General features: G+C 59.2%; 10 protein-coding genes. 7 read left to right on the forward strand and 3 right to left on the reverse strand.

All coding sequences use genetic code 11. The features are described 5' to 3' along the window. Positions 1-14: 14 nt before the first annotated feature. Positions 15-2,702: a glycosyl hydrolase gene (locus VEH04_20020; protein ID HYG25060.1), complete on the reverse strand. Its 2,688-nt coding sequence runs from the start codon at positions 2,700-2,702 to the stop codon at positions 15-17. Positions 2,703-3,077: 375 nt separating this feature from the next. Here VEH04_20020 and VEH04_20025 point away from each other — a divergent pair, with 375 nt between their 5' ends. Continuing rightward, positions 3,078-3,290, forward strand: a complete 213-nt coding sequence (locus tag VEH04_20025) for a hypothetical protein (protein HYG25061.1) — start codon at positions 3,078-3,080, stop codon at positions 3,288-3,290. Positions 3,291-3,294: 4 nt separating this feature from the next. On the opposite strand, the gene VEH04_20030 is transcribed toward VEH04_20025, so the two are convergent. After that, positions 3,295-5,304, reverse strand: a complete 2,010-nt coding sequence (locus VEH04_20030) for a tetratricopeptide repeat protein (GenBank protein HYG25062.1) — start codon at positions 5,302-5,304, stop codon at positions 3,295-3,297. A gap of 88 nt (positions 5,305-5,392) precedes the next feature. On the opposite strand from VEH04_20030, the gene VEH04_20035 reads away from it, so the two are divergent. The 4 genes from VEH04_20035 (at position 5,393) to VEH04_20050 (ending at position 9,864) form a co-directional block, all read left to right on the forward strand. Beyond that, on the forward strand, positions 5,393-7,522 hold the full coding sequence (locus VEH04_20035; GenBank protein HYG25063.1) for a DUF455 family protein: 2,130 nt from the start codon (positions 5,393-5,395) through the stop codon (positions 7,520-7,522). A 32-nt stretch (positions 7,523-7,554) separates the two neighbouring features. Next, positions 7,555-8,022 carry a hypothetical protein gene (locus tag VEH04_20040; protein ID HYG25064.1) on the forward strand — a complete coding sequence of 156 codons (468 nt, stop codon included), beginning with the start codon at positions 7,555-7,557 and terminating at the stop codon, positions 8,020-8,022. Further along, positions 8,016-9,491: a hypothetical protein gene (locus VEH04_20045; GenBank protein HYG25065.1), complete on the forward strand. Its 1,476-nt coding sequence runs from the start codon at positions 8,016-8,018 to the stop codon at positions 9,489-9,491. Before VEH04_20040 ends, VEH04_20045 begins: the two co-directional genes overlap by 7 nt. Before the next feature lie 175 nt (positions 9,492-9,666). After that, a complete protein-coding gene (locus VEH04_20050) occupies positions 9,667-9,864 on the forward strand; it encodes a hypothetical protein (protein ID HYG25066.1) in 198 nt (65 codons plus the stop codon). Positions 9,865-9,873: 9 nt separating this feature from the next. Here the strand turns inward: VEH04_20050 and VEH04_20055 are convergent, their stop codons facing one another. Then, positions 9,874-10,902, reverse strand: coding sequence for a tetratricopeptide repeat protein (locus tag VEH04_20055; GenBank protein HYG25067.1), 1,029 nt, complete (start codon positions 10,900-10,902; stop codon positions 9,874-9,876). Positions 10,903-11,154: 252 nt separating this feature from the next. Between VEH04_20055 and VEH04_20060 the strand changes: the two genes are divergently transcribed. Then, positions 11,155-12,120, forward strand: coding sequence for a glycoside hydrolase family 43 protein (locus VEH04_20060; GenBank protein ID HYG25068.1), 966 nt, complete (start codon positions 11,155-11,157; stop codon positions 12,118-12,120). A gap of 83 nt (positions 12,121-12,203) precedes the next feature. Then, entirely contained in the window at positions 12,204-13,388 is a 1,185-nt protein-coding gene (locus VEH04_20065; protein HYG25069.1) for a DNA-binding transcriptional regulator, read from the forward strand. Positions 13,389-13,557 lie beyond the last annotated feature (169 nt).

Below are 13,557 nucleotides of genomic sequence, written 5' to 3' on the forward strand. Positions count from 1 at the left end.
TTGATCGCGCCCGCTCATTGCGGCTTGAGCTTTGCCAATGGCGTGAAGCTTACGGGTCCGAGCAGGCCTGAATCGGTGAGCGGCCATTCCGAGGCGTCAAAGGGACGGTAGTTGATGTTCACAAAATTGATGTCACGGAAGTTGCGCCAGTTCACCTTGCGTTGATCCAGGTCGCGGATTCGATTTGCTGAGACGTTTGCAACTTCCACTTCGAGCACATTCCCTCGGCGTTTTAAATTGTCCACGTTCAATGTGAACGGGGCTGTGATGAGCGTGCCGAGGCCGCGTCCGTTCAGCGTCACGCGCGCGCTCTGTCCGACATTGCCGAGATCCAGGCGATACGTTTTTCCGCGTGATCCGGGTGCGTCGAAGCGCAGCGTGTAACGGCCCGTTCCCGCGAAGCGTTGTGCGTTGGTATCGTCCAGGGTCGTCCATGACGCTGTCCTTCCGATGTCCGCGGAGTTCGGCAACTCGGGACCGCCTTTCACAAAGTTCAGCTTCCACTCTGGGGGAAGGGGCAACGGCCCGGTGTTGTCCGCAACCGCAAAGTAATTCCACTCTGCGCCTCGCACGCGTTGTTTGCTGTGTGTACGGACGATGATTGAAGCGCCTGGGGGAAGCTGCAGGTACAGGTCAGCACCTTGAGTTGACCGCGCACGCATCCGACCAACCCCCGTCGCGCCGCTCAGCGGGTCCATCAGCACGACCCTGCGGGCTTCAGTCGCAAGCGGCAGCCATCCTTCGAATGCATTCGTGCCGCGATTGGCGATGAAGTAGTACCGTCCATCATCCACCTTGCGCCGAATGCACATCAGTCCTGGTTCATCGAAGAGTTGTTCACGCGGCGTGCCGCTGGCAGGAAACACGGACTCCAGCGCGCCGATCAGGATTCCACCAGTTCCCGGCTCGTTTCTTCGCGCGATCCTTTGGGCGACATCAAGCCTGCGTTGAAAAGCTTCCCGCCGGCTTTCGAGATTGGCCAATCCGGGCACGTCCCGGGGAAGCTGTTTTTCAAAAATAACGGTGGCTCCGGCCTCGGCGAGTTGAACGAGTTTGCTGAGGGTTGGAAGCGGCATGAACTCGCAGGCCGGGACGAGTATGACGCGGTAATCACCGCCGGGAACGCGCACAAATCCATTCTGAACGCGGGCGCCGCCGAGCTGCTTGTCCGAGATGAAGTCGAATTGATAGCCTCGCTGCCACAGCCATTCGGCAGCATGGCCGATCGGTTGCTGTTCAAACCAGTCGCGGGCGTGAACTGTAAACGGCTGCACCATCCCGCGTGCGTCGTTCCAGCGGTCGTGAATCGGCCAATAGACCAGGACATCGTTGTCGGGAGATCCGGCCTGCAACACGGATTGGCATCGAGCCGCATAAAGGTTGAGCGCATCCACGTGATGCCACACAGAATTGCGCGGGTTCATTTCGTACGAAGCATAAAACAGCCAGCCGGGCCAGCCCGCTTCGTCTGGCGAATAACATGAACCGTGATAGAAAATGTGGTTTACGCCCGACAGGAAAAGGTCGTCGAGCAGATGCTTCATGTCGCCAAGCGTTTCAGTGAAGTGCTCTTTCAGCCACGTGCCCGTTTCGCTCGAGCAGAGCGGACGTCCTGCGACATGCGCGGCGGAGGACGCGAATTTGGAAATCATTTTATTCCGGTCCGTGTGGAACATTTCCGTCTCGGGAATGTCGGCAAGCGCATACAGGTCGAGCAGGTTTCCGGGCGAACCGTGCGCCTCGTTGCGGGTGATGTACCCGCGGTCGTGCGACCATTTTACCCACATTGGCAGGGTGACTTCAGTCATGATATCGGAAAGCGTTTCCCGATAATCCGACTTCACGCGAGCCGCGCGCTCGGTTCCTTCGAGCCCAAAGAATGCGGGAAGCTCATCGCGCAGCGAATAACCGCGGCGTTGCTGAAACGTATCGAACAGGCCGGGCGCCCACTCAGATCGATACTCGTAGGAATCGTGATATTGGGCCCGCGGCCGCGCACCTTTGTAGTGGATGAATGGTTCCCCAAACCATTCGAGAAAATGCGTCATTGCAGGAGCGTGAAAGAGATTCAACATCCAGCCTTCGCCGCCAGGCCCGGGCCGTTTGACCTTCTGGGGCGACGGACGCTGCGAGATGGCAAAGACTTTCCACGAACCGCTTTCCGGGCTCCAGTCCACCGAACCGTCGTCCTTCACGCGAGGCAGCAGATCGATTCTTTCGCCATTGGAGCCGAATGCCATCAACGCCTGCGGAGCATTCGTCTTGAAATTGCCTTCAATCACGCCTCCTGCCGCAACGTCGAGTTGCCGCGACACCAGCGAGGCATTCGCGTCCGCGTCGGTCACATTCGGGCCGCCGAAACACCAGCCGCTTCCCGTGGTCATATCCACGCCCAATCCCAGTCGCTGCGCTTCGCGGACAGTGTAGTCGAGCATCTGCATCCAGCGCGGGCTCAAATAGGTGATGTAATTGGATTCGAATCCACGGGCGCCGTAGATCGGTATGATGTGAACCCCGCCCAAGCCAGCATCGCGGTAGCGCGTGAGTTCGCGCGTGATGTTCTTTTCATCCACAGCGCTCGCCATCCACCACCAGTAGGTCCACGGACGCTGGATGCTGGAAATCGCAGGCCAATCATTGGCTGCTGCTGAGGCACGTTCGCCAATTAAGGCAAAAACAAGGGCGCCAATGAAGCCAGCCATTCGCAGAGCGGTCTGGATCGAGCGGGAAAATCGTCTCGCGGGGTGGCTGATGTTGAGCTGGGGCATAGTTTTCGTTGTTCGTTGCGGGTTGCAGGTTGTTCGGGCTGCCACTGCGATCGTTCGTGCCTGGAGTGCGAAGTGTGACAGGATTCGCGGAGAAATAACATGGCCGGCCAGTTGGGCATTGTCGCCAATAGAGGGGAGCCGCATTCAAACTGTTACGTTCAATCTCCGATTCGCCAGTGTTTCAGCTTGGCATTCAGCCGCCGTAAAATGTTGGTTTCGCCAAAACCCAGGAGCATCGGTTGCAATTTTGATCAACAACCCGCCAACCGATGGAAAGCTCCTTGCCCTTCGACTCCAGAGGATCTCCCCATGCAAGCCCTGCCACATCCCCAGCCTGATCAGGAGCAGAGGATCGCGAATTCCAACGCATCCGCTCCGCATGCGCCCGTTTTGCTGGTGCGATTATTTGAAAAGATCCTGAAAGCGGAAGCTCCACTCGGATACGAGGATCATCGGGGATTTCACTTTGGGCCAGAGCCGTCTCAAGCCGTGCTGTCTTCACGGCTCAGCCGCAACGCCTGAACATTCAACGGAGCTGTTGAGTCGACTCAGTTGAAGGCATGTTCGGGCGCTGCGGCTGGCGAAATGGCGTGCCCGACTCGTAAAGCCGCAGGCGGGCTTCCAATCCGTCGATGAGTTCCTGAACTTGGGCTTCGCGGGCGATTTGAAGAGCCTGCCTGCTGACTTCAGCCGCCTTTCCAAAGTTGCCTGTCTCGGCATACGCCATGGCGAGGACATCCAATACGAAGGGTTGTTGCGAGGCGGTGAGTTGATTTGCCTTCTCCGCGAGCATCACGGATTCGACTCCGTTCCGCACGGACGCATCGCCGCTGGTCGCCAGCACGCGCGCGAGCAGGGTCAGCGATTGGAAGTCCTGGGGATCGCGCCGCAGGGCCTCACGAAAGTGCGCCACCGCGTCAGGATGACGGTCTTCGCGCCAGCAGGCTTTTCCCATCAGGTAATGCGGCGTCGCGCTTTCCGGCGCCAGGCGCGCCGCCTCCTGGTAGCTCTTCATGGCGCCGGCGAAATCCCCTGACTCGGCGAGCAGCGTGCCAAGGTTCTGGTGTGCGAGGGGCGCGTTGGGCTTGAGTTCAAGCGCCCGCAAATAATGCCTTTGCGCGTCGTCGCGCTTCCCGAGGTCGGCGAGCAGGTTTGCAATGTCGTTGTGCGTTTGCGCGCGGTTCGTGCTGATGGTCAGCGCCTGGTAATATTGCTGAAGCGCTTCGTCCTTTCGATCCGCTTGCTCAAGAGCGACTCCAAGATTGATGTGCGCGATCTCGTTGCGTTCCGTTACTGCGAGCGCGCGGCGGAACAGGGTTTCGCTGTCCTTCCAAAACCCGAGTTGATGACGCGTGGCGCCGAGGCAAAGAACGCCCGCGACGGCGCCCACTCCCAACAGCATTGCGTCGGGCGCCTTGATCCGCGCGGCCAATTTTTCGAGGCCGAAAACGACAACGATCAACAAGCCGGCGATCGGAAGATACATGTATCGATCGGCCATCGATTGTCCCCCCACCTGAACCAGCCCGATCACGGGGACCAGCATTCCGAGGAACCAAAACCATCCGACAGCGACGAAAGGCGCGGACCGGCGCAATTGGATTGCAGCCGCTGAAACCCCCGCCAACAATGACAGCGCGATGACGACGACCTTGCCAGACGGAACACTGTTCAACGGGTAAATGACACTCAATCCGGCAGGCCAAATGGTTTTTCCGATGTAGAACAAGCAGGCTGCGATGGCATTGAGAACGCGTGCGCCGAAGGGGAGGCGTTCCAGTCCCACGACGGCTTCTCCGCGCTGGGCGGCAAACGTGATCACGCAAAAAAGAACCGTCAGTACGAAGAGCGGCCACTTCTCGGCAACGCGTCGCAACCCGGATCCTGCCTGATCCTTGTGCCACCGGTTCAATGGCCAGACATCGAGGAGCAGCATCACGAACGGCAGTGTGACGAGCATGGGTTTTGACATGAGCCCAAGCGTCAGCCAGACCACCGTCATGGCGTAGTCCCTGGACCGCGGCACAATTGCATTCTCCGCAAGCGTGCGGCTTGAATCCGATTGCGCATAGCGCGCGTAGGAGCCGAGCGCGAGCAGTCCGAAAAAGGTGCTCAATACATCCTTTCGTTCGGATATCCATGCCACCGATTCCACGTGCAACGGATGCCATGCAAACAGCGCGGCGATGATGGCTGATGGCCACATCCTGCCTGTGATTTGCAGCAGCAGCCGCAGAAGCAGGACAGAATTCGCGACGTGAATCATGACGTTGACGAGGTGCATCGCGGCGGGATTGGGCCCGAACAATTCGGAATCGATCATGTGCGACAACCACGTGATCGGATGCCAGTTCGACACGTGCAGCGTCGTGAACGCCCATTGGATTCCTTCAAGGGTGATTCCGGCCAGCACATATCGGTTTTCCAGGATGTAATCCGGGTCGTCGAACACGACGAATTCAAACTGCCGGACGGGCAGGTAGAGCAGCAGGGTAACCAGGGCGAGCAACAGGCCGATGACGCGGGAACGTGCCATGCGGCGCATGATGGCGTTGAACCGAGCCAGGCGCAAATTGGGAATTCAGTTTGAGATTTGCCGCCCGAACCCGGAACTTCAGGGTGAAATGGAAGTTCGAGAATTTGCGGAACGCGTCTTGTATGCGACATCGCTCGAAGAAAAACTTCGGCGGCCTGCCAGCCTGACGGATGAGCAACCGGGTCCTGCGGCCCAGGCTCCGGTGGCTCCCGGCCGGCCGAAGGAGTTGCTCTTCAAGCCGCCGGGTTCAGGAAAGGCTGATTTTCCCGGACTGCATGCGCTGGAAAATCCCCGAGAACGGGGACGTCTGCTCCACTTCTTCGCCAACCACGAACTGCTTGCAACGGAACTCATGGCGCTGGTGCTCCTGCGCTTTCCGGATGCGCCTGCCGCCTTTCGCAAGGGGGTGCTGCAAACGCTCAAGGACGAGCAGGAACACACGCGTCTGTACATGGAACGCATGCGTGCGTGCGGCATTGCATTCGGTGAAATCCCTGTCAGCGGCTTTTTTTGGCGGACCGTTTCATCAATGGAGAACCCGATGGATTACGTCTCGAGTCTCTGCCTCACGTTCGAACAGGCAAACCTTGATTTTGCGCGCCACTTTTCGCGCGGGTTTGCGCGGGTGGGCGACCGTGACACGGCAGCTCTGCTCGAGAGGATTTATCGTGATGAAATCGGCCACGTGGCTTACGGGTTAAAGTGGTTCCGGCGATGGAAAAATCCCAACGAGAGCGATTGGGACGCATTCTGCCGGCAATTGAAGTTCCCGCTGTCGCCGCAGCGCGCGAAGGGTTTTTCGCTGAACATTGAAGGCCGCCGCGCGGCGGGTCTCGATCCCGAGTTCATTGCGAGGCTGGATGTCTTCGCGCAATCAAAGGGCCGAACACCGAGCGTGTTCCTGTTCAATCCTCATGCTGAGGCGCAGATCGCTCACGGGAAAACCTTCAATCCGAACCGCGCGCAACAACAGCTGGCGCGGGATCTGGAGACTCTTCCGCAATTCCTTTGCCGGGAAGACGACATCGTCCTCGTCTCGAAGCAGCCCTCAGTTCAATTCCTCAGTTCGATCAAACAAGCCGGATTCAGCCTGCGCGAATTTTTTCTGACATCGAAACTCCGGTCCGCGGGAGACGGCGATTCCGGTCTCGCGAACCGCAAACTGGGCAGGCTGCGTCCCTGGGCTTGGTCGCCGCACTGCGTGGAATTGTTGCGTCCTTTGTCCGCCAATGTGACCGCCGAGAAGCGGACCCTGGAGCAGCGATTCAATAGCGATGTGGCACGGCTTTTCTCCAAAACATGGAGCGCGGAATTCCTTCGCAAATTTCTGGATCATCGGAACGATCCCATGCTCTGCGAATCCCATGTTGCAGGCCGCGCGGTGACGGACCTGGAGGGCGCGTTGGAAGCGGTGGAATCGATCCGAAGCCGCGGACATCAGCGTGTTGTCGCCAAGGAGGCGTTCGGACTGGCGGGTGGAAATGCTTTGCGGTTCTTTGAACCTGAAATCAGCACAACACAACGGCGATGGCTGGAGAAGGCACTCACTGCCGGGCGTAAGGTTGTGGTTGAACCGTGGCTGGAGCGGGAGGTTGATTTTTCATTGCAGCTTGAGATGAATGACGACGGGCTCAAGCTCTGCGGCTACACGGGTTTGATCAACGATGCCAGGGGTCAGTTCCAGGCGAATTGGGCGGAGTCGCACCATCACAAGCGCATCCCCGCCGCCGTGGTTTCACATTTTCCCGGTTTTCCCGACATTTCCCGGCGAATGCTCGACATCTTCGCTGATCTGTGCCGGCAACTCGAAGATGAGTTGCGTTGCATCAATTATCGCGGTCCGATTGGCGTCGATGCCTTTGTGTATCGTGATGCATCTGGAACATGCCGCCTGAAGCCGGTTGTGGAGATCAATCCACGTTATACCATGGGCAGGCTGACGGTGGAGTTGATGAAACAGAGCTGCCCTGGAAGCGCCGGGTTATTTCGGATCGTGAACCGCCGCGGCCTTGAGGCGTCGCGGTGCGACAGTTTTCCAGCATATGCGGCAGAGATGCGGAAGCGTTATCCGCTGCAGTTGGAGGGCGGCCCCGTGGCGCGCATCCGGGAGGGCGCTGTGGTTCTCAACGACCCTGCGGCCGCGGAATCCTTCCTGGCGATTTTCCACGTGAACCGATCCCTGGGAATTCTTTTGCAGGATTTCTCAAAACAGCATTGAGTCCGTTTGAATGCGGATATATTTCTAGCTGCATGCATCGTCCGTGTTCCGCTTTCCTGCTGTTACTCTTCCTGTGCGCGGCTGTTGCAACCCCGGCACGCGCGGCAGAGGGTCGTGTGATGAAGGTGCTGCCGCACCTGCTCGATAATGACGGACGGCACACGCTTGCGCCGAGCCTTTATGATCGGGACGCCTATCAGGCGCACTTGCGGCAACACACGAACCTGATCTCGGGGATTCGGTTTGACGTGCATTGGAAACTGAAGGGGCCGCAAACCGCGCCTGTGCTGTTGCGCCTGGAATTGCGCGGGGCAGCACGGGGAAATCTTCCGACGCGAACGATCCTTGAAACGGCGGTGAAGCCGTCGTTCTTCAGGCGCTGGACTTCACTTCCACTGTTGGGGGAAGATTACACGCAATTCGGGGAGGTGACGGCCTGGAGGGCGACCTTGTGGGAAGGCGACGTTTTGTTGGGCGAACATAAATCATTCCTATGGTAATTCGAAACTGCACCTTCGGGTTCGTGGCCGCCGTTGCGCTGCTGACACTTTCTTCCAGCGCGCTGCCCGTTTACCAGATTGGCCAGAAGGCCGATCAGGAGATCAAAACGCCCGTTCCCCTCGTCGTGGTGGACTTGGAGGCAACGGAAGCGCTGAAGCAACGGGAGGCGCAGCGCGTTCCCGTCATTTACCGCTACTTGCCGCACGGCATCAGCGAAGTGGAAGCCGCTTTCCGCTCAACGTTCGATCGAACCCGATCGAACTTCCTTGATGCGGTTGAAACGCGGTTCGGTGCGCGGACTCTGCCTGACTCTGAGCTTCTGTCGCCCGCCTTCCAGCGTTTCCTTGGCGAATTCCAAAAGCAGAACGTGCTATCCCCGGTCGGTCCGCAACTGGCCCGCGTTTGGGTGCAGGGGCAGGCCGATGCCGAAATTGCAAACGCGATGATCGCGCCGTTGCGCGCTGCCATGAAGCAATATGTGCGGCCAGACACGGCGCCGCAGGATATCTGGGTCGGTTCCACAATTCGTCTGATCTCGGTGGCCGACAATGAAACAGTAACGGCCAAACTTGCGAATGAGCGCGGGATCAATGTGGCCAAGACGAACTTCATCTCTGTGTCACGAGCCAAGGCCGAGCTCCTGAATTCGTTTCCGGCGGAGGAACGGACGATGGGCCGGTATGTATCGTCTTTCATCAAACCCAACTGCGAAATGGAAGCAGAACTCACCCGTGCGTTGCGCGAGGAACGCACCGGCGGGCTGTTGATCGCGGATCGCTATGAACCCGGCACGGTGCTCGTCCGGCGCGGTCAGGAAGTGGATCGAAAAATCAAGGCCGCCCTGGATCAACTGGCCGAAAAAACAGAGATTCAAACGCCTTTGGAACGACCGGCGCAATCAATTGTTCCCGCAGTCGCCGCCCCCGAAGCCGTGCAGGACCTGAAACCTTGGCTGTGGGCCGGCGGCACGGTTGCGGCGCTGTTGCTCTTCATCCTCATTACCTCACGCCCGCGCCGCACACCGGAAATGGACCTGATTCCCTATGCGCGGCTGCCTGTGGCGTCAGTTCCACTTGAGACTCCCGCAGAGCAAGCCTGGCGGGAGCGGGCCCTTCAGGCGGAACAGCAGGCTGCCAAGGCGCAGGCTGCCGTACGTTCCGGGGTGATGTCGCAGCTGGCCGGCTGGATGGCGTCGCATTTCACCCAAAAGCTCGTGAGTCAACGGACTGAGATGATGGATGCGCATCGCCGCGCGGCCGTTGAGGTCGCGGAGCTGGAGGCGCGCCTCGAGAAAATCCAGGCGCCGCTGCAGGAGCGGCTGTCAGCCTACGAAACGCGGATCGCGGAACTGGAAAAGGAGTTGTCGGTGAAGGATGCGGAAAACCGCCAGCTTATTCAGGCCAAAATCCAGATCATTCGCAAGCAACTCGAGATCGAGCGCGACAAGCATCGACTGGAATTTAACTGAGCGAGGAGGGGGAGCGCACGGCAGGTGCGCTTTTCAAAGGGTTTTTGATCGGGGACAGAATCATTGAAAGTTTTGGCAACTTGCTCCGTATTACGGCGTCGAGTCGCCATAGGATTCCTGAGGGGCGATGGTACCCGTGGCCGCAGGGTCTGAAAAGGAGCGGCGGCTTTTACAAATGCGCGTGTTATTGCAGAACGGCGAGACGGGAATGTTCTACATTCGCGAAGGCGAATGGGATTCTGACGTGAAGCGGGCTCTGAACTTTCGCACAGCCCGCGCGGCGGCGGAGATGGCTTACCGGTTGTGGGTCCCCAAAGCCCGGGTTTATTACGCCTTTCCCGATCCCAGCCGGAATTATTCGGATGTTGTCTGACGCAGCCGATCAGCCGGCTTGCGACACGCTGTGCTTCAATTCGTGCACCGTTTTCTCCTGCGTCCGCAATGCCATTTCATAGCATTCGACCGCTTCCCCATAGCGTTCCATGCGGTTGAAGAGCCCGCCTTTGTACAGATAGGCAATTGTCAATGAACTGTCCGCCGCAATGGCCTGGTCGTAACAGGCGATCGCTTCGTTGAGCCGGCGGAGTCTCTCCAGGGCGGCGCCCTTCTTGACGAGCGCCTCGGCGTTATCTGGCTCGTGAACGAGCACCTGGTCAAATATTTCCGCGGCGGCCTCGGGCTGATCTTCATCGAGCAACTTCTGGCCGCGCTCCATCAACTCCCGCGCAGACCCGGGTTCGGCGGCAACTGCTTCCGCATTCAGCTGAATGGCTTCGAGATCTGGCTCGCGTTCCACGGCAAGTTGCTCGGGCGCCGGAGCCAGCGGAACTGCCGCGGCGCGTTCAAGCTCAAGAATCCGCTTCTCAAGTCGTTCAACCGCGCTCAACAGCCGGCTGTTGGAGAAGTCCACAGGCGCCTGTGCAGGCTCGCCTGCCGGAAGTTGCAAGCGGTTTGACCCCTGCAATGCAAGCGAGCGATCCAGATTGAGTGCAGACGTCATCTCAGCCATGCGATGGACCGTTCGCCATTGGAAATAAGCGGTGACGGCCACAGCGAGGAAGCTCAACGCGGCAAAGCTTCCGAGAACATACACCAGGAATTTCGCCTCATCGGCGCGCTGCGCAGAGAGCTTTTGGTCCAGGTCGCGCACCTGCTTTTCCAACTGTTCCGCATTCTGGACGCGTGCCTGCTCGGCTTCGACGCGCGTCCGCTCGATGGCGAGCTGCGCGTCGTGAATCTGCTGCTGCAGTTGCAGGTATGCGCGAAGAGTCTCGTTGGAGGTGGAGGATTCCGACGCGATTTCCGGCAGGGGTTCGACAGGGTGTGTGATCGCCTCCTCAGATTGGCCTCGCGCGTGGGCCAGCATCAGGATGGCGATCGAAAAGAAGGCCGCGCAGTTCCAGGTTCTCATGGTGAATGGTTCTCGACTGGGAGCGAGCTTGAGGCGAGCTGGATTTGTTGTCAAGAAAGGCGCGTGCACCACAACTCGCAGGGCCAAAAAGTACCACACCAGGAGTCCTGTTGCGGCGAAAATCAGGCCATTGGTGGAGGCTCGAGCTTTGAAAATTTTCCAGCGCGCCGCTGTCCCAGGGTTGCAATTTCATCAGTCCAGACTTCATTGTGTCACCCAGCCTGGCAACAACGCCCGGCAAGCAATACTTCTATGAAAACAATTTGTCTCCTTCTCGCGTTCCTGGCGGTCGAAGTCTTTGCAGCCGACAGCGGTTTTCTTTTTGTCACCTTCAAGGGTGAGCAAAGTCCGATGACCGAACAGGTTTATTTTGCATCAAGCCGCGACGGCCGGAACTGGAACGCACTCAATGGCGGCGAACCCGTGCTCGTCAGCGCGCTGGGCGAAAAAGGCGTGCGCGATCCCTATCTGCTGCGCTCGCACGATGGCCATCGGTTTTACCTCATCGCCACCGACCTTTCCATCAACCTCAATCGGAATTGGAAACGCGCGGTGGAAGCCGGCAGCCGCTCCATCGTTATCTGGGAATCCACCAACCTCGTGCAATGGTCCGAACCCCGGCTGGTGCGGGTGGCGGCGGAGGACGCGGGCTGCACGTGGGCGCCTGAAGCGATTTACGACGAGGAGGCGCGCGACTACCTCGTTTTCTGGGCGTCAACGACCCGGCGCGATGAATTCCGCAAGCATCGCATCTGGGCCGCGCGAACAAAGGATTTCCAAACGTTCGGCGAACCGTTCGTTTATATCGAGAAGGCCGCAACCGTCATCGACACAACGATCGTCCGCAGCGGAACGAACTACGTGCGATTCACCAAGGATGAACAGTCAAAGGGAATCATCATGGAAGCCAGCGAGAAGCTGATGGGACCGTGGCGGGACGTTCCCGATTTTTCGCTGAAGGATCTTCGCGGGTATGAAGGGCCGGAGTGTTACCTGGTGGAACCCGCATCGGAGGGCAAGCCGCCCACGTGGTGCCTGATTCTGGATCACTACAGTCGCGGTCGCGGCTACCAGCCTTACGTCACCCATGACCTCGCGGGCGGGCAGTTCAATGCCGGCGAAGGTTTTACCTTCCCGTTCCGATTCCGCCACGGATCCGTACTGCCGATCAGCAGCGCGGAGCTGGCTCGCGTGGAGAAAGCTTACGCCCGCCCCTGATTGCGGGCGAGGCAGGCGTTGCACCGTTTGATTCGACTTCAACAATGAAGCGTGGCATTGCGTTCGCACTGCCACCACGTCGTATGAGCAAACAGCTTCCGAGGGTTGCGCTGCTGATAGAGAGTTCGCGTAATTATGGGCGCGGCATCCTTCGCGGCATTGCAAAGTACGTGCACACCAACGGCCCGTGGTCCTGCTTCACGCAGGAGCGGCAGCTTCACAGCGGGATACCCAAGTGGCTCAAGCAATGGAAGGGCGATGGGATCATTGCGCGCATCGAGGACCCGCGTACAGCGCGCGCGCTGCGGAACCTCGGCTACCCTGTCGTCGATGTTCTCGGCAATGCGAGGTTTCCGGGGATTCCGTTTTTCGACACCGACGCAAAGGCTGTTGCGAGGCTGGCGGGGAGCTTTTTTCAGCGCGCGGGCTTCAATCACTTCGCCTATTGCGGATACAAGGGGATTCCCTTTTCCGATCGGCGGCAGGCGGCATTTGCGGAATATCTGGCGGCGCACGGGCAGCAGCTCGCCGTGTTCGCGCCGCACACCCCCGGCCGGTTGCGCGCACATATTCAAGCGGTGGAGCAAAGCGGACTGGGAGCCGAACCCGCGATTGCCGAATGGCTTCACAAGCAGCCGCGTCCCCTCGCGCTGTTTGCCTGCAATGATATCCGCGCGCAGCAGGTGCTCAACGCCCGCCGCGAACATCGCATCAAGGTGCCTGAGGAGGTTGCAGTGATGGGCGTGGACAACGACGATGTCCTGTGCAGCCTTTGCGAACCCGAGTTGAGCAGCATCGAGCCGGATACTGAACGACTGGGATACGAAGCAGCGGCTCTTTTGGACCAAATGATGCAGGGCGCGAATTCCGCGGCGGGACATGTGCAGATCGCGCCGGTCGGGATCGTTGAACGCGCGTCAACCGACGTGGTGGCCATTGAGGATCCGATCACCGTCAACGCCGTGCGTTTCATTCGCGACCACGTGGGCGAGGGAATTGCGGTGAAGGATGTGATGACGCACGTCAAGCGCTCGCGCACGGACCTGGAGCAGCGGTTCCGCGTCTGGTTGAAAGGGAGCGTGCGCGCCGAAATTTTCCGGCGGCGAATGGACCGTGTTTGCGCGCTGTTACAGCAAACCAGCCTGAACCTCGATGAGATTGCCAATCGCTCCGGGTTTTCCACCTCCGCCCACCTCTGCCGCTGCTTCCAGAAGCAGTTCCGCCAGTCCCCGACGGAGTTCCGGCGTTCGTGTAAGAATAGACAATAGGATTGGCAAGACTGCCAATTGCCGGCACGCCATGTTCTGCGGCATGGTGGACTGCAGAAACCGGCAGGTGTTCACCACGTGACGCGGTGCCGGCGACGAAACGATCCTGAGCCAATGCGTCATCCCACCTCCACCGTTCATGCCCTCCGTCAGCGTTTGATGAACCGCG

It is taken from the genome of Verrucomicrobiia bacterium, from assembly GCA_035629175.1.
Lineage (GTDB): Bacteria > Verrucomicrobiota > Verrucomicrobiia > Limisphaerales > DASXHY01 > DASXHY01.

Excerpts from the sequence above, each read along its gene's own strand:
- VEH04_20020 (HYG25060.1), bottom strand. The coding sequence starts at position 2,702 with ATGGCTGGCTTCATTGGCGCCCTTGTTTTTGCCTTAATTGGCGAACGT.
- VEH04_20025 (HYG25061.1), top strand. The coding sequence starts at position 3,078 with ATGCAAGCCCTGCCACATCCCCAGCCTGATCAGGAGCAGAGGATCGCG.
- VEH04_20030 (HYG25062.1), bottom strand. The coding sequence starts at position 5,304 with ATGGCACGTTCCCGCGTCATCGGCCTGTTGCTCGCCCTGGTTACCCTG.
- VEH04_20035 (HYG25063.1), top strand. The coding sequence starts at position 5,393 with ATGGAAGTTCGAGAATTTGCGGAACGCGTCTTGTATGCGACATCGCTC.
- VEH04_20040 (HYG25064.1), top strand. The coding sequence starts at position 7,555 with ATGCATCGTCCGTGTTCCGCTTTCCTGCTGTTACTCTTCCTGTGCGCG.
- VEH04_20045 (HYG25065.1), top strand. The coding sequence starts at position 8,016 with ATGGTAATTCGAAACTGCACCTTCGGGTTCGTGGCCGCCGTTGCGCTG.
- VEH04_20050 (HYG25066.1), top strand. The coding sequence starts at position 9,667 with ATGCGCGTGTTATTGCAGAACGGCGAGACGGGAATGTTCTACATTCGC.
- VEH04_20055 (HYG25067.1), bottom strand. The coding sequence starts at position 10,902 with ATGAGAACCTGGAACTGCGCGGCCTTCTTTTCGATCGCCATCCTGATG.
- VEH04_20060 (HYG25068.1), top strand. The coding sequence starts at position 11,155 with ATGAAAACAATTTGTCTCCTTCTCGCGTTCCTGGCGGTCGAAGTCTTT.
- VEH04_20065 (HYG25069.1), top strand. The coding sequence starts at position 12,204 with ATGAGCAAACAGCTTCCGAGGGTTGCGCTGCTGATAGAGAGTTCGCGT.